This is a genomic window from Desulfovibrio biadhensis (assembly GCF_055388615.1).
This window is the reverse complement of sequence record NZ_AP042477.1, coordinates 447,397-463,376: the sequence shown is the minus strand read 5'-3', so window position 1 is coordinate 463,376 and position 15,980 is coordinate 447,397. Positions and strand designations below refer to the sequence as shown.

Annotated in this window: 13 protein-coding genes; 4 read left to right on the top strand and 9 right to left on the bottom strand. The window is 54.2% G+C overall.

Annotation, left to right across the window (positions count from 1 at the left end):
- Window positions 1-367: 367 nt before the first annotated feature.
- Entirely contained in the window at window positions 368-1,372 is a 1,005-nt protein-coding gene (locus tag ACZ5EH_RS02000) for a zinc-binding alcohol dehydrogenase family protein (RefSeq protein ID WP_464276471.1), read from the top strand.
- Window positions 1,373-1,456: 84 nt separating this feature from the next.
- Here ACZ5EH_RS02000 and ACZ5EH_RS01995 read toward each other — a convergent pair whose 3' ends face one another.
- A complete protein-coding gene (locus ACZ5EH_RS01995) occupies window positions 1,457-1,882 on the bottom strand; it encodes a rhodanese-like domain-containing protein (RefSeq protein ID WP_464276470.1) in 426 nt (141 codons plus the stop codon).
- Window positions 1,883-2,233: 351 nt separating this feature from the next.
- On the opposite strand from ACZ5EH_RS01995, the gene ACZ5EH_RS01990 reads away from it, so the two are divergent.
- Window positions 2,234-3,358: a metal-dependent phosphohydrolase gene (locus ACZ5EH_RS01990; RefSeq protein ID WP_464276469.1), complete on the top strand. Its 1,125-nt coding sequence runs from the start codon at window positions 2,234-2,236 to the stop codon at window positions 3,356-3,358.
- A 110-nt stretch (window positions 3,359-3,468) separates the two neighbouring features.
- On the opposite strand, the gene ACZ5EH_RS01985 is transcribed toward ACZ5EH_RS01990, so the two are convergent.
- Window positions 3,469-4,065, bottom strand: coding sequence for a hypothetical protein (locus ACZ5EH_RS01985; protein ID WP_464276468.1), 597 nt, complete (start codon window positions 4,063-4,065; stop codon window positions 3,469-3,471).
- A 593-nt stretch (window positions 4,066-4,658) separates the two neighbouring features.
- Between ACZ5EH_RS01985 and dctP the strand changes: the two genes are divergently transcribed.
- On the top strand, window positions 4,659-5,681 hold the full coding sequence (gene dctP / locus ACZ5EH_RS01980) for a TRAP transporter substrate-binding protein DctP (protein ID WP_464276467.1): 1,023 nt from the start codon (window positions 4,659-4,661) through the stop codon (window positions 5,679-5,681).
- A gap of 85 nt (window positions 5,682-5,766) precedes the next feature.
- Window positions 5,767-8,283 (top strand): ATP-binding protein, encoded by a 2,517-nt coding sequence (locus ACZ5EH_RS01975; protein WP_464276466.1) that lies wholly within the window; start codon window positions 5,767-5,769, stop codon window positions 8,281-8,283.
- A 69-nt stretch (window positions 8,284-8,352) separates the two neighbouring features.
- On the opposite strand, the gene ACZ5EH_RS01970 is transcribed toward ACZ5EH_RS01975, so the two are convergent.
- The 7 genes from ACZ5EH_RS01970 to ACZ5EH_RS01940 form a co-directional block, all read right to left on the bottom strand.
- Window positions 8,353-9,162 carry a DODA-type extradiol aromatic ring-opening family dioxygenase gene (locus ACZ5EH_RS01970; protein ID WP_464276465.1) on the bottom strand — a complete coding sequence of 270 codons (810 nt, stop codon included), beginning with the start codon at window positions 9,160-9,162 and terminating at the stop codon, window positions 8,353-8,355.
- Window positions 9,163-9,190: 28 nt separating this feature from the next.
- On the bottom strand, window positions 9,191-10,270 hold the full coding sequence (locus ACZ5EH_RS01965; protein WP_464276464.1) for an ADP-ribosylglycohydrolase family protein: 1,080 nt from the start codon (window positions 10,268-10,270) through the stop codon (window positions 9,191-9,193).
- Window positions 10,271-10,475: 205 nt separating this feature from the next.
- Entirely contained in the window at window positions 10,476-11,663 is a 1,188-nt protein-coding gene (locus ACZ5EH_RS01960) for a hypothetical protein (RefSeq protein WP_464276463.1), read from the bottom strand.
- Between the two features lie 10 nt (window positions 11,664-11,673).
- A complete protein-coding gene (locus ACZ5EH_RS01955; protein ID WP_464276462.1) occupies window positions 11,674-12,540 on the bottom strand; it encodes a glycosyltransferase family 2 protein in 867 nt (288 codons plus the stop codon).
- On the bottom strand, window positions 12,537-13,739 hold the full coding sequence (locus ACZ5EH_RS01950) for an alcohol dehydrogenase catalytic domain-containing protein (protein WP_464276461.1): 1,203 nt from the start codon (window positions 13,737-13,739) through the stop codon (window positions 12,537-12,539). Before ACZ5EH_RS01950 ends, ACZ5EH_RS01955 begins: the two co-directional genes overlap by 4 nt.
- A 6-nt stretch (window positions 13,740-13,745) precedes the next feature.
- A complete protein-coding gene (locus ACZ5EH_RS01945; RefSeq protein ID WP_464276460.1) occupies window positions 13,746-14,453 on the bottom strand; it encodes an acylneuraminate cytidylyltransferase family protein in 708 nt (235 codons plus the stop codon).
- 166 nt (window positions 14,454-14,619) lie between these two features.
- Complete coding sequence (locus ACZ5EH_RS01940; protein ID WP_464276459.1) at window positions 14,620-15,666, bottom strand: Ldh family oxidoreductase; 1,047 nt, start codon at window positions 15,664-15,666, stop codon at window positions 14,620-14,622.
- Window positions 15,667-15,980: the final 314 nt, after the last annotated feature.

The window sequence follows — 15,980 nt, the reverse complement described above, 5'->3', positions numbered from 1 at the left end:
CATAAAAATATGTCCGCCAGCAATAGAAGCGCAGTCTGCGTTTGAAATACAGGCGGATAGTAACGTATATGCAACCTCGAATATAACTTTTTATGACAAGGTAATAATAGCTTGCTCTCCGTATTGGGGCAAGCGTCTTTCGAGTTAATGGCCTGAATCTGACGAACAGCCCCCTTTACGCGAAAGATGTTCATTTCGCACGTTGGGTATAATACCTGATTGTCAAACATTACATGATTTTTGTTTCAGTTGTGAGGCTGGTAGTTAGATTTTTTCAAGATCAGTCAGGAAATTATGTCTCACACATTGCAGCAATCCCACGTTCGATCTATTCTAGTACTTTTACACGCATTCAAGGAGAATACATATGAAGGTCATTGTTGCAATCGGAGGCGCCTCTCCTGAAGGGGCGGAAGCTTTCATCGAAGAAGAACGCCCTGTCCCGGTGGCGGAAGGCAAGGATATTCTGGTCAAGGTCAAGGCCCTGGCTATCAACCCCGTGGATACCAAGATCTTCGACCGCCTCGAACAGGGGCAGCGGCGTATTCTTGGATGGGATGCCTGCGGGGAAGTGGTTGGTGTGGGGAAAGATGTCAGCCGCTTCACCGTGGGGCAGCAGGTCTTTTATGCTGGCGACATGACCCGCGACGGCAGCAATGCAGCCTATCAACTTGTGGACGAGCGTCTGGTAGGCCCGGCGCCTGACAGCCTTTCCCCGGTCGATGCTGCAAGCCTGCCCCTGACCAGTGTGACTGCCTGGGAAGGTTTGTTTGACAGACTGGAGTTCACTCCAAAAGAGGGCGCCAATACAGGGAGCAGTCTGCTTGTCATTGGTGGGGCCGGAGGCGTGGGGTCCATGATTACGCAGCTGGCTTCCTGGGCTGGCATTACGGTGGTCGCCACGGCGGGAAGGCCGGAGTCTGCGGCCTGGTGCCGCGAAAACGGGGCTTCCATCGTGGTGGGGCGCGATGACTTGCCCGCCAATATGGCAGCTGCCGGCATGCCCAATGTGAATGCTGTCTTTTGCACCACCCATATGGAAGAGCACTGGAGCGCCATGGCGGAAGTCGTCAAGCCGCAGGGACGCATCTGTCTTATTGATGACCCCTCCGGTCCCTTGGACATACGGGTATTCAAGCAAAAAAGCGTCAGGATTTGCTGGGAATTCATGTTCGCGCGCTCCTTGTTCCAGACAGAGGATATGGCGCGTCAGGGAGCTATCCTGGAAAACGTGGCCCGGCTTATTGACGCAGGAAGCATCCGCGCCACCAGGGCGGAAACCATTCAGGGATTGAGCGCAGACAATATCAGGAATGCGCATTTGCGCCAGCGTAGCGGCGCCATGGTTGGCAAACAGGTGGTGGCGCTATAAAAGGCGCTGCCGGCAGAAGGGAAAATAAAACGCCCCTTACCTGTTTTTCAGGAAAGGGGCGTTTTTTATGCCAATGATGTGCGGCTATTTTTCAAGCAACTCAGGGTAGGGCCAACCGGCCTGGCCATCTTCCAGAATAAGCAGACGCTCTTCAGCGATGCCGTTATCCTTCATGTAGTTATAGGTACGCTCGGCGCCGCCCTTCCCGCGAGGGCAAATTATGACCACAGGATTCTTGTCCTGCTTGGCTTTTGCGGTCACGTCCTCCAGCTTGGCTTTGTCTTCGTCCGACTTTACAGGGTAGGCCGTAGTTTTGATGGCGCCCTTGATGTGATGGTCGTTGAACTCTTCTTCTACCTGGATGTCCACCAGGTGCATGGGGTGCCCCTTCTCGATCATTGTCTTGACCTGTTCTGCCTCGATGTAATTGAAATCTCCAGCGAAAGCAGCGGAAGCAGCCACAAGGACGACAAACAGGGCGCCAAGAAAAACAATACTTTTCAGCTTCATGAGTATCTCCTTTTATAGGGTATATTCATTTTTGATAGCAAAAGGGCGCACATTTTAACAATTCATTCTCGCTATGCAGAGGGGCAACAGACATTATTCATTGTTATATGTCTAAAAAGACATGTAAAAAATGCAAAGCACCGGAAACGTTCCTCCATTCTGGTGATTATTGCATAGGCTGTATGTTTGAAATGGCTGTAATTTAAGGGTTATTTTGAAGACGTAATGCAACAGATTCTTCACCTTTTAGTCATTGCAGTGCCACGTAGGTAACATGTCCATGGGTGAGTATGGGGTCATTGGAGTTGAGACATTCTTTTGAATTTCCTTGAAATTATGGAGGAACGGGAAATGAACCCTGAAGGTGTTAGCAGAAGAAATTTTTTGATGATGGGTGCTGTGGCGACCGCCGCCGTGGTGGCCATGCCCAAGTTCAGCCTTGCAGACGTAAAACAGGTGACCCTGGCCGATTGCATGGACATGAAGGCCGAAGACATGGCCGGCCAGTCCAAGCTGGTCAAGGACAGCTATGCCTATCTGATGTCTGTTGTGGTTTCCATTCAAGACCCCGCCATCAAGAAAGGCGTCAAGGGTATTCTGGAGAATCCCGCCCCAACAATGCTCTCTGACTTGGCGGATGCCGGCAACCGCAAGGAAGCTTACGAGCGCATGGCCTCCATGGGGTTTGTGGAAAAAGCCAGCATCGAGGATTTCCTGCCTGCGGGCAGTGCCGACAAGGCTCCCCAGGCGTTTTTGTCCGCGCCGGGCAGCGGCTATCAAAGCCACCATGCATATCCCGGCGGCGTAGTGACCCATACCGCCGCCAACATGATGCTTTCTCTGGCGCTGTATGACACCTACCAGAAGACCTACGGCTTTGACCTGGATCGTGACGTGGTCATCGCCTCTCAGGCTCTGCACGACTTGCATAAGCCCTGGGTATTTCAGTGGGGCAAAGACGGCGAGTCCCGTACCGAAGTGCCCTTGGCCGGCACCGGGCAGCACCACCCCCTCGGCGTGGCTGAATCCATCCACCGGGGCCTGCCGGCTTCGGTGTGTGTGGCCCAGGCCTGCGCGCACAATCATCCCGGGTTTGCTTCCGATGAACAGGGCCCGGTGAACTGGATCAAGGCCGCCAGCGGTCTTTTGGGCAAGGACCCCGTGGCTGCCGGCCTGCTGGCTGAAGATGGCAAGACCCTGCCGCTGCCCCGCCGCATGGAAGGTTTTGTTTGCCACCTGGGCGACCACGACTGGATTCTCACCGTGCCCGCCGCCAAGTGGACCATTCCTGCCCTGGGCGAGATCGCAATGTCCTCCTACGGCATGAGTGAGAGCGATCTGAAGGGACAGAAATTCAACTCCCTGCGCAACTACGTGTTTTCTCAGGCTTCCATTATGGAACTCTACAACACCTACAGCGCTTCGGGCAAAGACGCTCTCAAAAAGACTGTGTTTGAGATCGTGAAGCCTGCCTAAGAATAGATAGAGATCGTATTGTTAAAAAAGCGGGGAGTCCTGTGGAAGGGCTCTCCGTTTTTTTTGTTTAGAAGGCCGGATGATGCCTGGGGCGGTGGTCATGATGCGCGTTATTGCTGCTCAATGGTCATGTAAACTTTTTCGCCCTCGATTTCTTCTGAAAAGGGAATATCTGCTGCGATAGATTTCAAGGCGTCCACGAACTGCTCCAAATCTTCTTCTGAAGCAAGGTCAACCAACATTGCCTGCTCGTCCCTTTTGGGATTCTTGTGGCGGATGCGCTCCTCGGGAAATCCTGCCGCCACTATCTTGCTGCGCACGTCCTTATACCCCTTGCCTGGGTAGAAAAACAGTTTATCACCGTCGATCTTGATGATTGTGGTGATTAGTTTTTCCTTGGATTTCTTTTTCTCCAAAAGCTGGACAAGGTACACTGCATCCTCAAGTTCGATAAACCGCACGGTTCCGGCAGCTTTATCCCGTATGTTTTTGTAAGTGTATTCTTTTGAATCGGAACTTTTCTCGATGGAGAACATGTCGATCCGCTTTCCCTTCTTGTTGATTCCATAGAGTATGGCATTGTCCAGGTCAGCTACCTCTGCGCACTGCTCAAGGGGAAAGCGATAATCGGTGCTAAACGAGTACAGACATGCGCTCAATGTGCAAAGAAGTACAACGGAAAGGAGAAGAGATAAGATTCTGGGCATATAAAATCCTTAGAATAGTTTTTATGCTGTTTGGTTGTTTTTAAAATTAACGTGCCCCCACCTTTGAAGTTTGCCTGTATTGCATTTTTTTTACGTGTTTTTTGTGGCGACCATGTTCCAATCGCGTCAATCTGTTTCCTGCCACACGCAGCAACAGGGTGGATGATCACAACTGGTATAAAGGTGCTTTTCACCGGAATGCCTTTGTAAGGCAAAATGACAAACACAAGGGCATACCCGAAAAGATGCGGGAAATATTATGATTGGAATTGAGGCGTCTGGCCTGTAAGCGCCGGGAGTTTACTTTAGGTCTTCGTATTGTGTGTTCTGGCTGATTTTGGCAGATAGAAGCTGTAGGCTGAAATGAATAATAATGTCGCTGCGCCTTTTTTTGAATTAAATATTAAAAAAGTATTCATTTTTTCGTTTGTATACAAGGTTTTGATTTATATGGTGATTTTTTCAATTGAATTAGGGTGCTCAGTTTGAGGTCGCGCCATGCCTTTGGAAAGTCTCACCTTGTTTTCCGGAAAGATATTCTCCATTCCCCACCTGCCATGGTCATGTTGTGGCGGTTATGCTAAGGAGTTTTCATGATTCCCCGTTTTTCAGCGTGGTTGTTACTCTTTATATTGGGGTGCGGGCTGCTTGTTGCTCCAGCAGACCGCGCGCGTGCTGCACACATTCTGTTCCGCATCTCTGTAGAAAACGATTCCAACCATATCCAGGCTCGGGCGGTACGCCGTTTTGCAGAGGAACTTGCCGAGAAGACAAAGGGAGTGCTCAGGGTCGAATTTCGCGACAATGCCAGCATGTTCCGCGATAAAGACGTGTTCAGCGCCCTTTCTGAGGGTAAAGTGGAAATGGCTGTACCAGGCACATGGCATGTCGCCCGCTTTGTTCCTGACGTGGGGATGTTCCTGTTGCCATACTTTTACGGTCGGTCGGCAGAGGATACCCACGCAGTACTCGCCAGCGATGTTGGGGAAGAGTTGAACAAACGGGTAGAAGATTTCCTTGGTGTTGCAGTGCCGGGCCATTGGCTTGATTTGGGGCACGCCCATCTTTATACACTGGATAGAAAGCTTGAAAGTTTTTGGGATATCGATGGCTTGAAAATGCGGGTGGCTGGGGGCAGAGCCAATGAAATGCGTTTGGAATATGCCGGCGCCAGGGTGGTTTCCATTGCCTGGCCCGACTTTCCCCTCTGGCTGGATAACAGGGAAGTGGATGGCGTGCTCACCACCCATGAAACCGTACGCAGCGCAGCGCTATGGAACAATGGATTGTCCTACTGCCTGGAAGATGGGGAATATTTCCCCATGTATGTGCCAATGATCGCCAGCAGGGTCTGGCGGCATCTACCCCAGGATGTGCGCAGTCTCATAGTGGACATCTGGAATGGAAGCGCAGCCTGGGAGCGTGAAATGGCGCTCAAGGCGCAGCAAGACGCTCGTCAGGATCTGGTAGCAAATGGAATGACAATCGTAACGCCAGATAAGGACGAAATACGAGCTTGGCGGTCGCGGCTGATGGAAATGCAGGATGAGATGATTTCCCTGCTTGGCGTTGATGCAGCCCTGTATGCCCGGGCCATGCACGTACTTGGGAAATAGGCTGTTTTTTAGATACGCGTGATTGCAGTGTGAAAAGCAAGAGGAAGGCTTCGGGGGCGCTGGATTCCAGAAGGGTGCATACAGTATGACCATACTCCAAGAGCGAAAATTCCTCATATTCTGGTTCGCGATCTACGCCGTGGTCGTTGTTGGCGGGTTGGTACTTATTTATTACTTTCTGGCCCAGCAGAGACAGGCATCCCTGGCCCTTGCCGAACAACGGATAAGCAATGAATCGCAGCAGTTGGCGACGCAAATCGGCAATCGACTACGGATCATCGATTTGGGCATGATGGCGATTACTGAAATGGACGCCTTCAAGCAAAGCGTTGCTTCAAAAAGAATAGGCAGCCTGACCACAGCCATTCGACGAAAACTCCCCCAATTCCCGGACTCCACCTCCATCCAGCTGTTTGCAGCTGACGGCACGATCCTTTTCAAGCAAGGCAGTATTCGCGGGGGCATCCCCACGCCTGAAAAGCAGGCATTCTTCTTGGAACAGCAAAATTCCATGCAGGGATTCATGGTCTTTTCCGCGGCTTTTACCGACGATCAGCCGTCGATCTATCTGAGTCGTCGCATAGAAAGTGATAACGGTGAATTTCTTGGGCTTCTTGTGGCGGAACTTTCCAGCTTTTCCCTTTTCAGCCAGTACCAAGACCTGCGGACGCAGAGCGCCAACATCATACTGCTGTACAACAACAATCTCGATGTGTTGACGTCGTGGAGCAGCATGGGGGGGGGCAGCTCCTACTTCCCCAATGTCCTGGACGAAGAAACCTATTTTTCCTCGTTGGACAAATCCTTTTATTTGCAGGGCGGCTCAAAGTTGGTGCGCATCGACAAGGGCATCTTCGCCACCACACAGCTCAACCGTTTTCCTTTTTATGTGGGGGCAGCTGCAAGCACGGATAGTCTGCTTGCGGGGTGGAGGGATTCGGTCGCGCGTATGATGTTGCAGTTCGGCGTTTCCTTGATCGTGATAACCTCGGTGCTGCTGTACGCCGCCAAGCAGTTTACGAATCGGGCAAAACTACAGCGGGATTTTTTGCGGATCAAACTTCGCGAAGCTATTTACGCCGCCATGTTTACGAACAACCCTTCCATGCAGGTTCTCATCGAGCGTGAAAGCGGCAGGATTCACGACGCCAACCCGAGCGCCAGGGAGTTCTACGGGTTTAAGGAATTGAAAAAACGCCCGATATACTGGAACGCCCTCGATGCTTCGCAAGCCGATTCACCTCAGGGGATCGAAATCTTCCGTCCGGAAAGGGATGCAAGCTACGCAGTCTTGAAGCAATATGTCGCAGAAGGCCAGGTGCGGGACGTGGAAGCCTTTGCCGGGAGCATCATCCTGGATGAAATTGCCTACATTCATCTGGTGCTCAATGACATAACCCCACGCTTGCAGGCAGAGTCGGGCTTGCGTGAGGCCAAGGAACAGGCCGAGCGCGCCAATCGCGCAAAATCTGAATTTCTGGCAAACATGAGCCACGAAATCCGCACGCCCCTCAATGGCGTTTTGGGCATGCTGCAACTCCTTGAATCCACAGAACCTTCTGCAGAACAGGAAGAATACATTCAGGTTGCCATCGGCTCTTCCCGGCGGCTGACAGAATTGCTGACGGATATACTGGATCTTTCCCGTATCGAGGCCGGCATGCTTGAATTGCAAGCAGCGCCATGCAACCTGCACGCTCTCTCCAAATCCGTTAAGGATATTTTCACCGTGGATGTGCAGCGAAAAAAAATTGCATTGGAAATAAACATTTCGCCTGAAATGCCCAGCGAGGTTGTTTGTGATGAAACACGCGTGCGGCAGGTTCTGATAAACTTGGTAGGCAATGCCGTGAAATTCACGGAAAAAGGTGAAATCCGGGTTGATGTGAGCCCCTTGGGGCCAGTGCGGGAGGGCATGCAGCGTACGCTGATCACAGTTCAGGATACAGGCATAGGCATACCAGCAGACAAGCTGGACAATATCTTCCAGCCCTTTGTGCAGGCAGATGGTTCCCTGGCCCGGAAATATCAGGGTGCAGGACTTGGACTTTCCATCGTGAACAGATTGATCAAGATGATGGAAGGCAACATGGCTATTGAGAGCAGTCCTGATGAAGGGACGACATTTTACATTTCGTTGCCCCTAAAAGTCTTGGCATCACGTGCAAAAGAAACCGGTAAAAAGGACATTGAATCCTACGCGGACAATAAACTGCACATTCTTGTGGTGGAAGATGACGAGGCAAGTCTGTTTTCCATGAAAGTAATGCTCAAGAAGCTGGGGCATGAAGTATTTTTGGCCATGAATGGGGAAGAAGCGCTGCACACCATGACCAGTGAGAAGCTGGACCTGGTGCTTATGGACATTCAAATGCCGGTGATGAGCGGCATCGAGGCAACGCGCGCTATAAGAAACGGCACTGCGGGCAGGGACAAGGCAGGAATACCGATTGTCGCGCTGACGGCCCATGCCATGGCTGGTGACAGGGAGCGCTTTTTGAGCGCTGGCATGGACGATTATCTGGCCAAACCAGTAAATTTTGGTGAAATGAAAAGTCTGCTTTCACACATCGAGGAAAGCAAGAGTCTATCGCCTCAATAGGGCACCTCAGGAGGGCGCATCAGTGGTTTCTCTTTTCCCTCCTTTTGTGCGCTATCTGCCTGATGGCCATCACCATAAAAAAGCGCTCGCCTTTTTGCCGAAGATCTCCAGATCAAAAACTTTTGTGGCAGGTCCCCCCGCCACGCCGTAACACACGTGCAAGGGCAACAGGTGTTCTTCCCTGGGGTGACAATAGCGTGCATGGGGGGCAGTTTCCCAATTTTTCAGCCGCTCCTGCCGCACGGTTTCGTCCATTTCTTTGCTGGAGCAGGTTTCCTGCAACCAGGAGTCAAAAGTCGCATTCTGTTCTCTGGTTTGGGGCGTATCCGGGCTAAAAAAGGCACGCATGTTGTGAAATGAAAAGCCGGAGCCGATCACCAGCACATCTTGTTCATGGAATTTTGCCAACGTCTCCCCAAGATGCATATGGGCCGCAGGGTCCAGCCCCTGGAGCAAGGATAGCTGCACACACGGCACATCCGCTTCCGGATACATGAGCAGCAAGGGAATGAACATGCCGTGGTCAAAGCCTCTTGTGGTGTCCTGATCGCAGAGAAAACCACCCTTATCCAGTGCGTCGACAAGCTGCGCCTCCAGCTTGGAACTGCCTTTCGCCGGATATTCGAGGGTATACGCCTCCTGAGGAAATCCATAGTAATCAAAAAACAAAGGGGGCGAATCGCCGCTTGTGATGGTGGGCTGCACAGCTTCCCAATGGGCGCTGACAAGTATGATGGCTTTGGGTTTCTGGATAAGAGCGGCCAGGTGTTTCAGGTTTTCGACCATTTCCACATGTCTGGCGTCTCCCAGCACCGGCAAGGGGCCAGCACCATGGGAGATATACAGGGATTTGCAATGCTTTTGTTTGTCAGTGCTCATGGGAGGTGTCCATTGTGTGCTGTCAGGCTTAGCTGGTTGCCTGACGCGCCAGATTTTTGGCCATTTCCACAAGTTCCGGACCTTTTTCCAAACCTTCTATGAAGCGTGCCGGGATGCGTGAAAGTCCTGTTTGCGCACCGGCGAGTGCTCCTGTCAGTATGGTGCGTGCCTGATTTTGACCGCCCCCGTTGAGCGAATGGAGCACGGCCGACTCGAAGTCGTCGTGAAAGCGGGCAGCCAGGTAGTATGCGGCGGGCAACATGTGGTAGATGGCGCAGGGCATTCCATAGACCAGGGACACTTTCCAGGCGGGTTCTATGCGGATTTCCGGGTCTGCTGCGGCCCGGGCCATGAAGCTTGGGGAGAGCAGGGCGTCAGGTGATGCAAAGCGCCCTACCCGTGGAGGGTCAGGATCGCCTGGGCGAGGGGCCTGCATGCCTTCGCGGGTCACGGCATGGAAGGGAAGTTCTCCGCTTTTCACAAGCGCCATCAGTTGCATGGAGAGATCGGTTCCCAGGGTGCGCCCTTGCACCAGCATGGCCAATACCGCGCCATAAGCCACGGTCATGGACACGACAACATCATCTGCCTGGGTAAGCACCGTGTTTTCACTGATGGCGGTGGCCAGACGTTTTGGCTGAAGCGCATAGCGTATAGCAATGGCCAGGGTGCGTTCTATGGCCTCTGTGGTATCCGCGTGCCCTCCGGTTTCCCCCCAGGCCAGCCCTTGTTGGACCCGTCGACGCCAGGCTTCGCGGATGGACTGGCTGGTGTAGCCGCCTGGGCCGTTGGCTGGTTCTCCATTCAGCAGGGGGAACAGCTCCTGGTCCATGCGTTGGCAAAAGTCGGCCTGATCGTATTCGCCACGATCAAGCAGGGAGCGGACTGTCAGTTCGAGAATGAATCCTGCCTGGGAGAGTTGGCCGGCATGCATGCCCTCGTGATACCGCCCTGGTTTTGGATCGGTATAGCCGCTGATCCACGTGCCGTAATCGCGGTGCATTTCGTCCAGGTCGTAGTACCAGTGGGGCCCCAGGCCCAGGGCGTCGCCTATCCATGCGCCCAGCAGCGCGCCGGCGGCCCTGTCTTGTATGTCTGCATGTGTCATGGGTGTGCTCCTTTGCCCCCCGCAGTGTGTGAATACCGGCAGCACGCCGGAACAGGGGGAAAAGGCACTCTACCACAACAGGAAACGCCTGTCATAAGGGTATTCTTCAGGGATAGGGCGCGGCGGTTGCCACCGCGTCGCCCTGTGGCTGTTACCTGCAGCACGGATAGGTTTCTGGCTGCAGCAGGAGAAAAAATGGGGCGCGTTATTTTTTGAGGGCCGCCATGACCTCAATGACGTTCTGGATAGGGGAAACAGGACCGCGAACCTGACCAAAGGCCTTCTGCTGCTCTGCTTGTAGCGTTTTTCTGTAGCCGGAATCATGAAGCAGTTTGCGCACCAGTTCGTCCAGTTCCTGCTCGTTTTCAGCAGGCGCCACAAGGCCTCCAGACCGGTAGATGCTTGTCAGCTTGTCCTGTTTTTTGGAAAAGGTGAGCCAGTTCTGGTCTGTGTAATCAAAAAATTCAATAACAGGGATATTTACGGCTATGCAGTCCATGACGGCGCTGGATGGAAAGGCAATGGCGAATGCGGCGCCGCATGCAGCATGCAGCACGCTGTCGTGGACAATGGAGACGCCTTCTTCGGGAAGGGCGGCGAGCACACGCATGACTTCGCCGCGCTCTTGCCTGGGGTGGCGGCGGATGTGCACCTCCACGCCATGGCTTTGCAGCACCTTTACCGTGGTCTGCAACAGCCAGATGTAATAGTTGCTGTTTATCTTGCGCGCAGGGATAGGCAGCAGAAGGGCGATGGGCTTGCCATCCGATGGCGCCCGTTGTTCACACTTGCGCTTTACCCAGGCGGGGTCGAATTTTGGGTAGCCCACAGCCGTAATCTGTTCCAGCTTTGTCACCTTGCGGAAGTAAGGGATTTCTTGCTCCGCCCCAACTATGAGGGCGGCGTCTCTATTGATGGTGTTGTAGGCCAGAACACTGCTTGCCAAGTCCACAAGCTGGTCCTGCACTTCGGAGTACTGGAAGGTGCCATGGGGAAAGACGACAACGTCGGCGTCGGGAAAAATATTGTAATACGAAGACATGTCGATGCCGCTGTAGTCGTGCAGGATGAAGTCGCACTGTCCGTCCATGAGTTCGAAGAGCAGCTCGCGGTCGTTGCGCAACAAAGGCTTTCCGGCTTTTTCGGCGGCGTCACGCAGCAACCGCTCGTGACTGCAGAGGGCAAGGCAGACGTTTTCAAGCTCCAGGGCCAGGTCCTGAAAGTCCTCTCCCTGCTGCAGCAGCCATTCATCCAGAAAATGCGCATAGATGGTGGCGCCTTGTTCTTTCAGGGCATGCAATACCGGCAGAATCCAGTCCACTTCGCCCCAAGAGGAGTTGAACAGGACGAGAATTCTGGCGTTCCCGATTTCGCTCTGTAAGTGGGAGTTCATTGGACGCTCCTCATGAGGAAGGAAAGATTTTCAGGCCGTTTTCATCCATGAACTGCTTTACCTTGCATTCATTGGACGGCTCATAACGCAGATGTTCCCAGGAGCGGTTCACCAGGCTGAAGGGGGTGCCCAGGGGCTCGAAGTCTCGTGTGACGACGCAGTTCTGGCCGCTGCCGTCAAAACCGATGTTCACTATCAGACTTTCACGGGGGTATACGGCGTAGGTCTGGGTAAGGTAGTGCAGCACGCTCCAGTTCAGGCTCCAGATGTCCATTTGCCCGTCCAGGTAGCAGTCGCGTGCGCAAAGGGTGGCGATGTCCCCCGCCAGCTCGTTGATATTGATTCCCTTGGTGTCCAGCCGGTTCACCAGGGTGCGCAGGTTCTCGTCGTATTCTTGCCAGCGATCGCGCCAGGTGGCCCAGCCCCAGGTGTTGAAACGCTGTAAAAGCAGGAGCTCGGAGTTGCCGTTCCAGGTAAGGAAAGGCACCGGATACAGGTAGCCGCAGATGGAGCGGATATCCTTTCTGTCCCGCAGGTTGAGCAAACCGTCCTGGAAGTAGCGCATGGCTGTGGGGCGCATGACGCAATCGTCCTCCAGAAACACCACCCCATCAAATTCTTCCAGTGTGGTGTTCATGGCGTTGACCACGGATTTGGCAAGCCCCCTGCGTTCATTGCTGCGGATGAGGTCTATGTCGATGCTCTTGTGGTTCTCGATGTATTCGACCATCAACTCCTGCTTCTGGGCCACTTCAGGCGTATCGCAGCCATCCATGAACGCAACGCAGTGGCGCACGCCATTTTGCACCAGACTTTCAATGACACGCACCGAATGTTCGGGGCGTTTGTAGAGAAGCAGGGCTACCGTGGTCTTCATTCCGACGCTCCGGAGGGGGCAGTCTGATCAAACATGTCCAGCCAGGCGACCGGGGACTGATGCAGTGGTTTCGGGGGGTGATGGTATTCGTACACAAGGCTTTCAAGAGCTTCCAAAGAAGGAACCCGTTGCGCTGCTTCTATGGCGCGCATAACTGTTTGCCCGGTGGGGCCCTTGAGCAGTTCCAGCGCCAGTTTCCTGTTTTCCCTGTCGCCTACGCCCTTGCACATCTGGATGTTCAGCCCGGAAAGCTGCAGCAGGGAGTGCTCCAGCACCAACCGTTTGAGGCCGAACCCGAAAAGTATGCACAAGGTGCCGGGGCGGACAATCTGCGGTGTGGCCCACAGAGATGTGGCGTCCTCGGAGGCGCAATCCATCACCAGGTCGGGGCCGTGTCCGTCAAACCATTCCTTGCATTGTGTGCTGAGGGTTTCCACATCTGGCGCCACGACGGCGCGGATACGTTCGGGGTCCATGGCCGAAACAGCTTCCGCACGCTGCCTGGAAACATCGACCGCCACGATTTTGCAGTTCGGGTTTTCCTGCAGCAGCATGGACGCAGCCAGACTGCCGGAGAGCCCGGCGCCGATAAGCAGCGCCCTGTTCCGTTGGAGTCCCTCGGGGTGGCGGGTCAGGGAATTGCGAACGTCTGCAGCAAGAAATGCGTATAAAAATGGGAGCAGGTCCTGCTTTGTGGGGCTATCCGAAGCCTTGTAACAAAGCCCCCAGGTTTCCCTGGGCAGGTGGACGTACTGGGCAAGTGTGCCGTCCACGCCCCCTTTGCCATGGCCGATGATCGTGGCCTTGTTGTATTCGCACTCCACGTAGCGGTGCGCCTGGCGGCAGCTCAGACAACCCGGCTCATCACAGGGCACATGACCGAACACAGCAATGTAGTCCCCTGCCGCAACAGCATCTGGGGCAACGTCTGGTCCCAGGGCGACAACACGGCCGACACCGCCGTTGCCAAAAACAAACCCCCCGTTCTGCATGAATTCTTTCCAGCGGGGGTGCAGCAACTCGGGGTGTGTGGCTAGCCAGAAGCTGCCATGAAGTCCCACGCCCAACATGCGGACGAGAATGTCGCTGCCCTTTGGCGGGGCAAGCGGGGTGCGTTTCAATGCCGTACGCAGCGTGCCGCCGGGCTTGTCGGCCCAGGTGGTCGCCAGTTGCAAATTCTCGCTGTCGGTCAATGTCATGCGGCGCTATGTCCTTTCAGGGGCGATCATCGTCGAGTACAGGGCTCTGGCCATCAGCAGGTCGCTGTGTTCGTCTACATCTATGGAGCGCCAGGATTCCATGGGCACATAGCCGATGCGCCCCCCAAGACGACAGCCGGAATTCACCAACAGATCACGCTTCATGACGTAGATGGCTTTGTTCTCGGCCCACTGGTTCCAGTTTTCCATCTGGCGGGGCATTCTGTTGCACGGGTCGTAATTTGTCGGCGCGATGGTGTCGCCCTCCGTTGCCCAGAGATAGCGGGTATCGTGGTACACCGAGAGCACCGAGTCATACCCTTGCTCCAGCACCATTTTGACAGCTGTGTCGATTGACGCCACATCCCGCAAAGGCGCTGTGGGATACAGCAGCAGTACGATGTCGAAGCTGCTGCCCGCCTTTTCAAGCTCCTCCACAGTCCAGACGAGCAGCCTATCCACTTCCTGCAGGGTGCTGTCATGGGAAAGGGAGTCGGGCCGTCTGCTGGTTTCGGCGCCATGGGAGGCGGCTACGGAAAGGATTTCATCGTCATCACTGCTGACCACCACGCGGCCGATGTCCTGGGCAGCCAGGGCGTGTCCGATGGTGTGCGCAACCAGTGGCTTGCCGCCGATATCTATAAGATTCTTGCGGGGTATGCCTTTGGAGCCCCCGCGAGCAGGAATAATTGCCAGAATTTTTTCGTTCTTCATTGTGTCGTCCTCCTGCGCCGCAGATGAAAAAGGTGGTCGCGTGTGGTGTAGAGGCATGCGCCCCTTGCTGCAGGCGGATGCCGTTTACTTCATAAAAAAAAGGTATCATACCCAACAGCCTTGACAGCATCAAGCCTTTGGGGGGAACGATCATTTGTAAGTAAAATCAGAGTAGTGCAACGATGGCGTCGTGCGTGTGCCGCGGCAGGGGGATGCCCAGTTCACTGCGTTGCTCCCATGCTGCGTTTTCGGGATCACCCGGCGCCATGACTGGCGTATCTGGGTCGATGGCCGGCTCGCTACGCAATTCCTGCATCATTTGGCTGAGCTGTTCACTGAAAACCTGCGGGTCCACAAAGCTTGCAATGTTCATGGCGCAGAAAAAATGCCCCAATTTGCGTTTTGGGCTGATGTCCTCGCCATACATGTTGCTGACGTGTGGCCCAAACGGCATGCCTGAAAGCAATGCGCACAGGATATCCACCACCATGGACAGGCCAAACCCTTTGTACCCCCCAATAGGGATGAGCAATTGCGCCTTGTTCGGGTCCAGCGTTTCGTTGCCCTGGGCGTCGGCCACCATGCCGGGGGGCACAGGCAGACCTGCGGCGGCAAAGGCTTTGACCCTGTTGAAGGTGATGCCCGTCGTGGCGGCATCGAAGCAAAAGGGTGCTTGTCCAGCTGCAGGCGCCACCATGCAGACGGGGTTGTTGCCGAAAAAGGCGCGTTTGGCGCCTGGGGATATGACTCGCGGGGTTGCGTGGGTAAAGCACAGGCCGATCATGTCGTGTTTAGCCGCCTCGAAGCCGAACCAGGACATGGCGCCGCAATGGCTTGAGTTTGCAACGGCTACCGCGCCCAAGCCGCTTTCCCGCGCAAGGGAGATTGCATGGCGCATGGCGGTTATGCCGGCTGCATGCCCAAAGGTGTCGTCGGCATCCAATGTTCCCACGCTAGGGGCGCGTTGCTCAAAGCGCATGTCCGGCGCAGGGTTTATACGCCCGCTTTTTACGCTGGCGACATAATGGGGCAAGAGCCGCACCCCGTGTGAGTCGATGCCGCGGAGGCTTGTCCAGACCAGACCCTGAGCCACAGCTTCTCGTACGTCTGTACGTACGTTGACCTTGTCCAGGGCGGTACGCGCCATATCCAGCATTCTATCCTTGGAAACGATGATCGCTGCGTCAGGTGAAGCGGAGGTGTCTTCATGCATGAACGTGATCTCTTGATGAAAAATGCCGTACGCAATGTGGTGAGTGATGCTTGTTGTGGAGCGATGCTCGCCTTTTCCGTTTGCCGTTGATTGAAAAGCTCTACATAAAAAATGTGGTAAGCGATGGTCAGGGCTCCACTTACATGCTTTATGTCCATGCGTCGAGGATGCGTAGGTAGATGCTTTATCTGGTTACAATGGCTAAGATATTTAAAATCAGCAAAATGGCGTCCAGAGGCTGTCTATCCGAAATAAAACTCATATTCAAAACAACACGATGGAGGACTGTGATTTTGATTGTGATTATTGCTTCT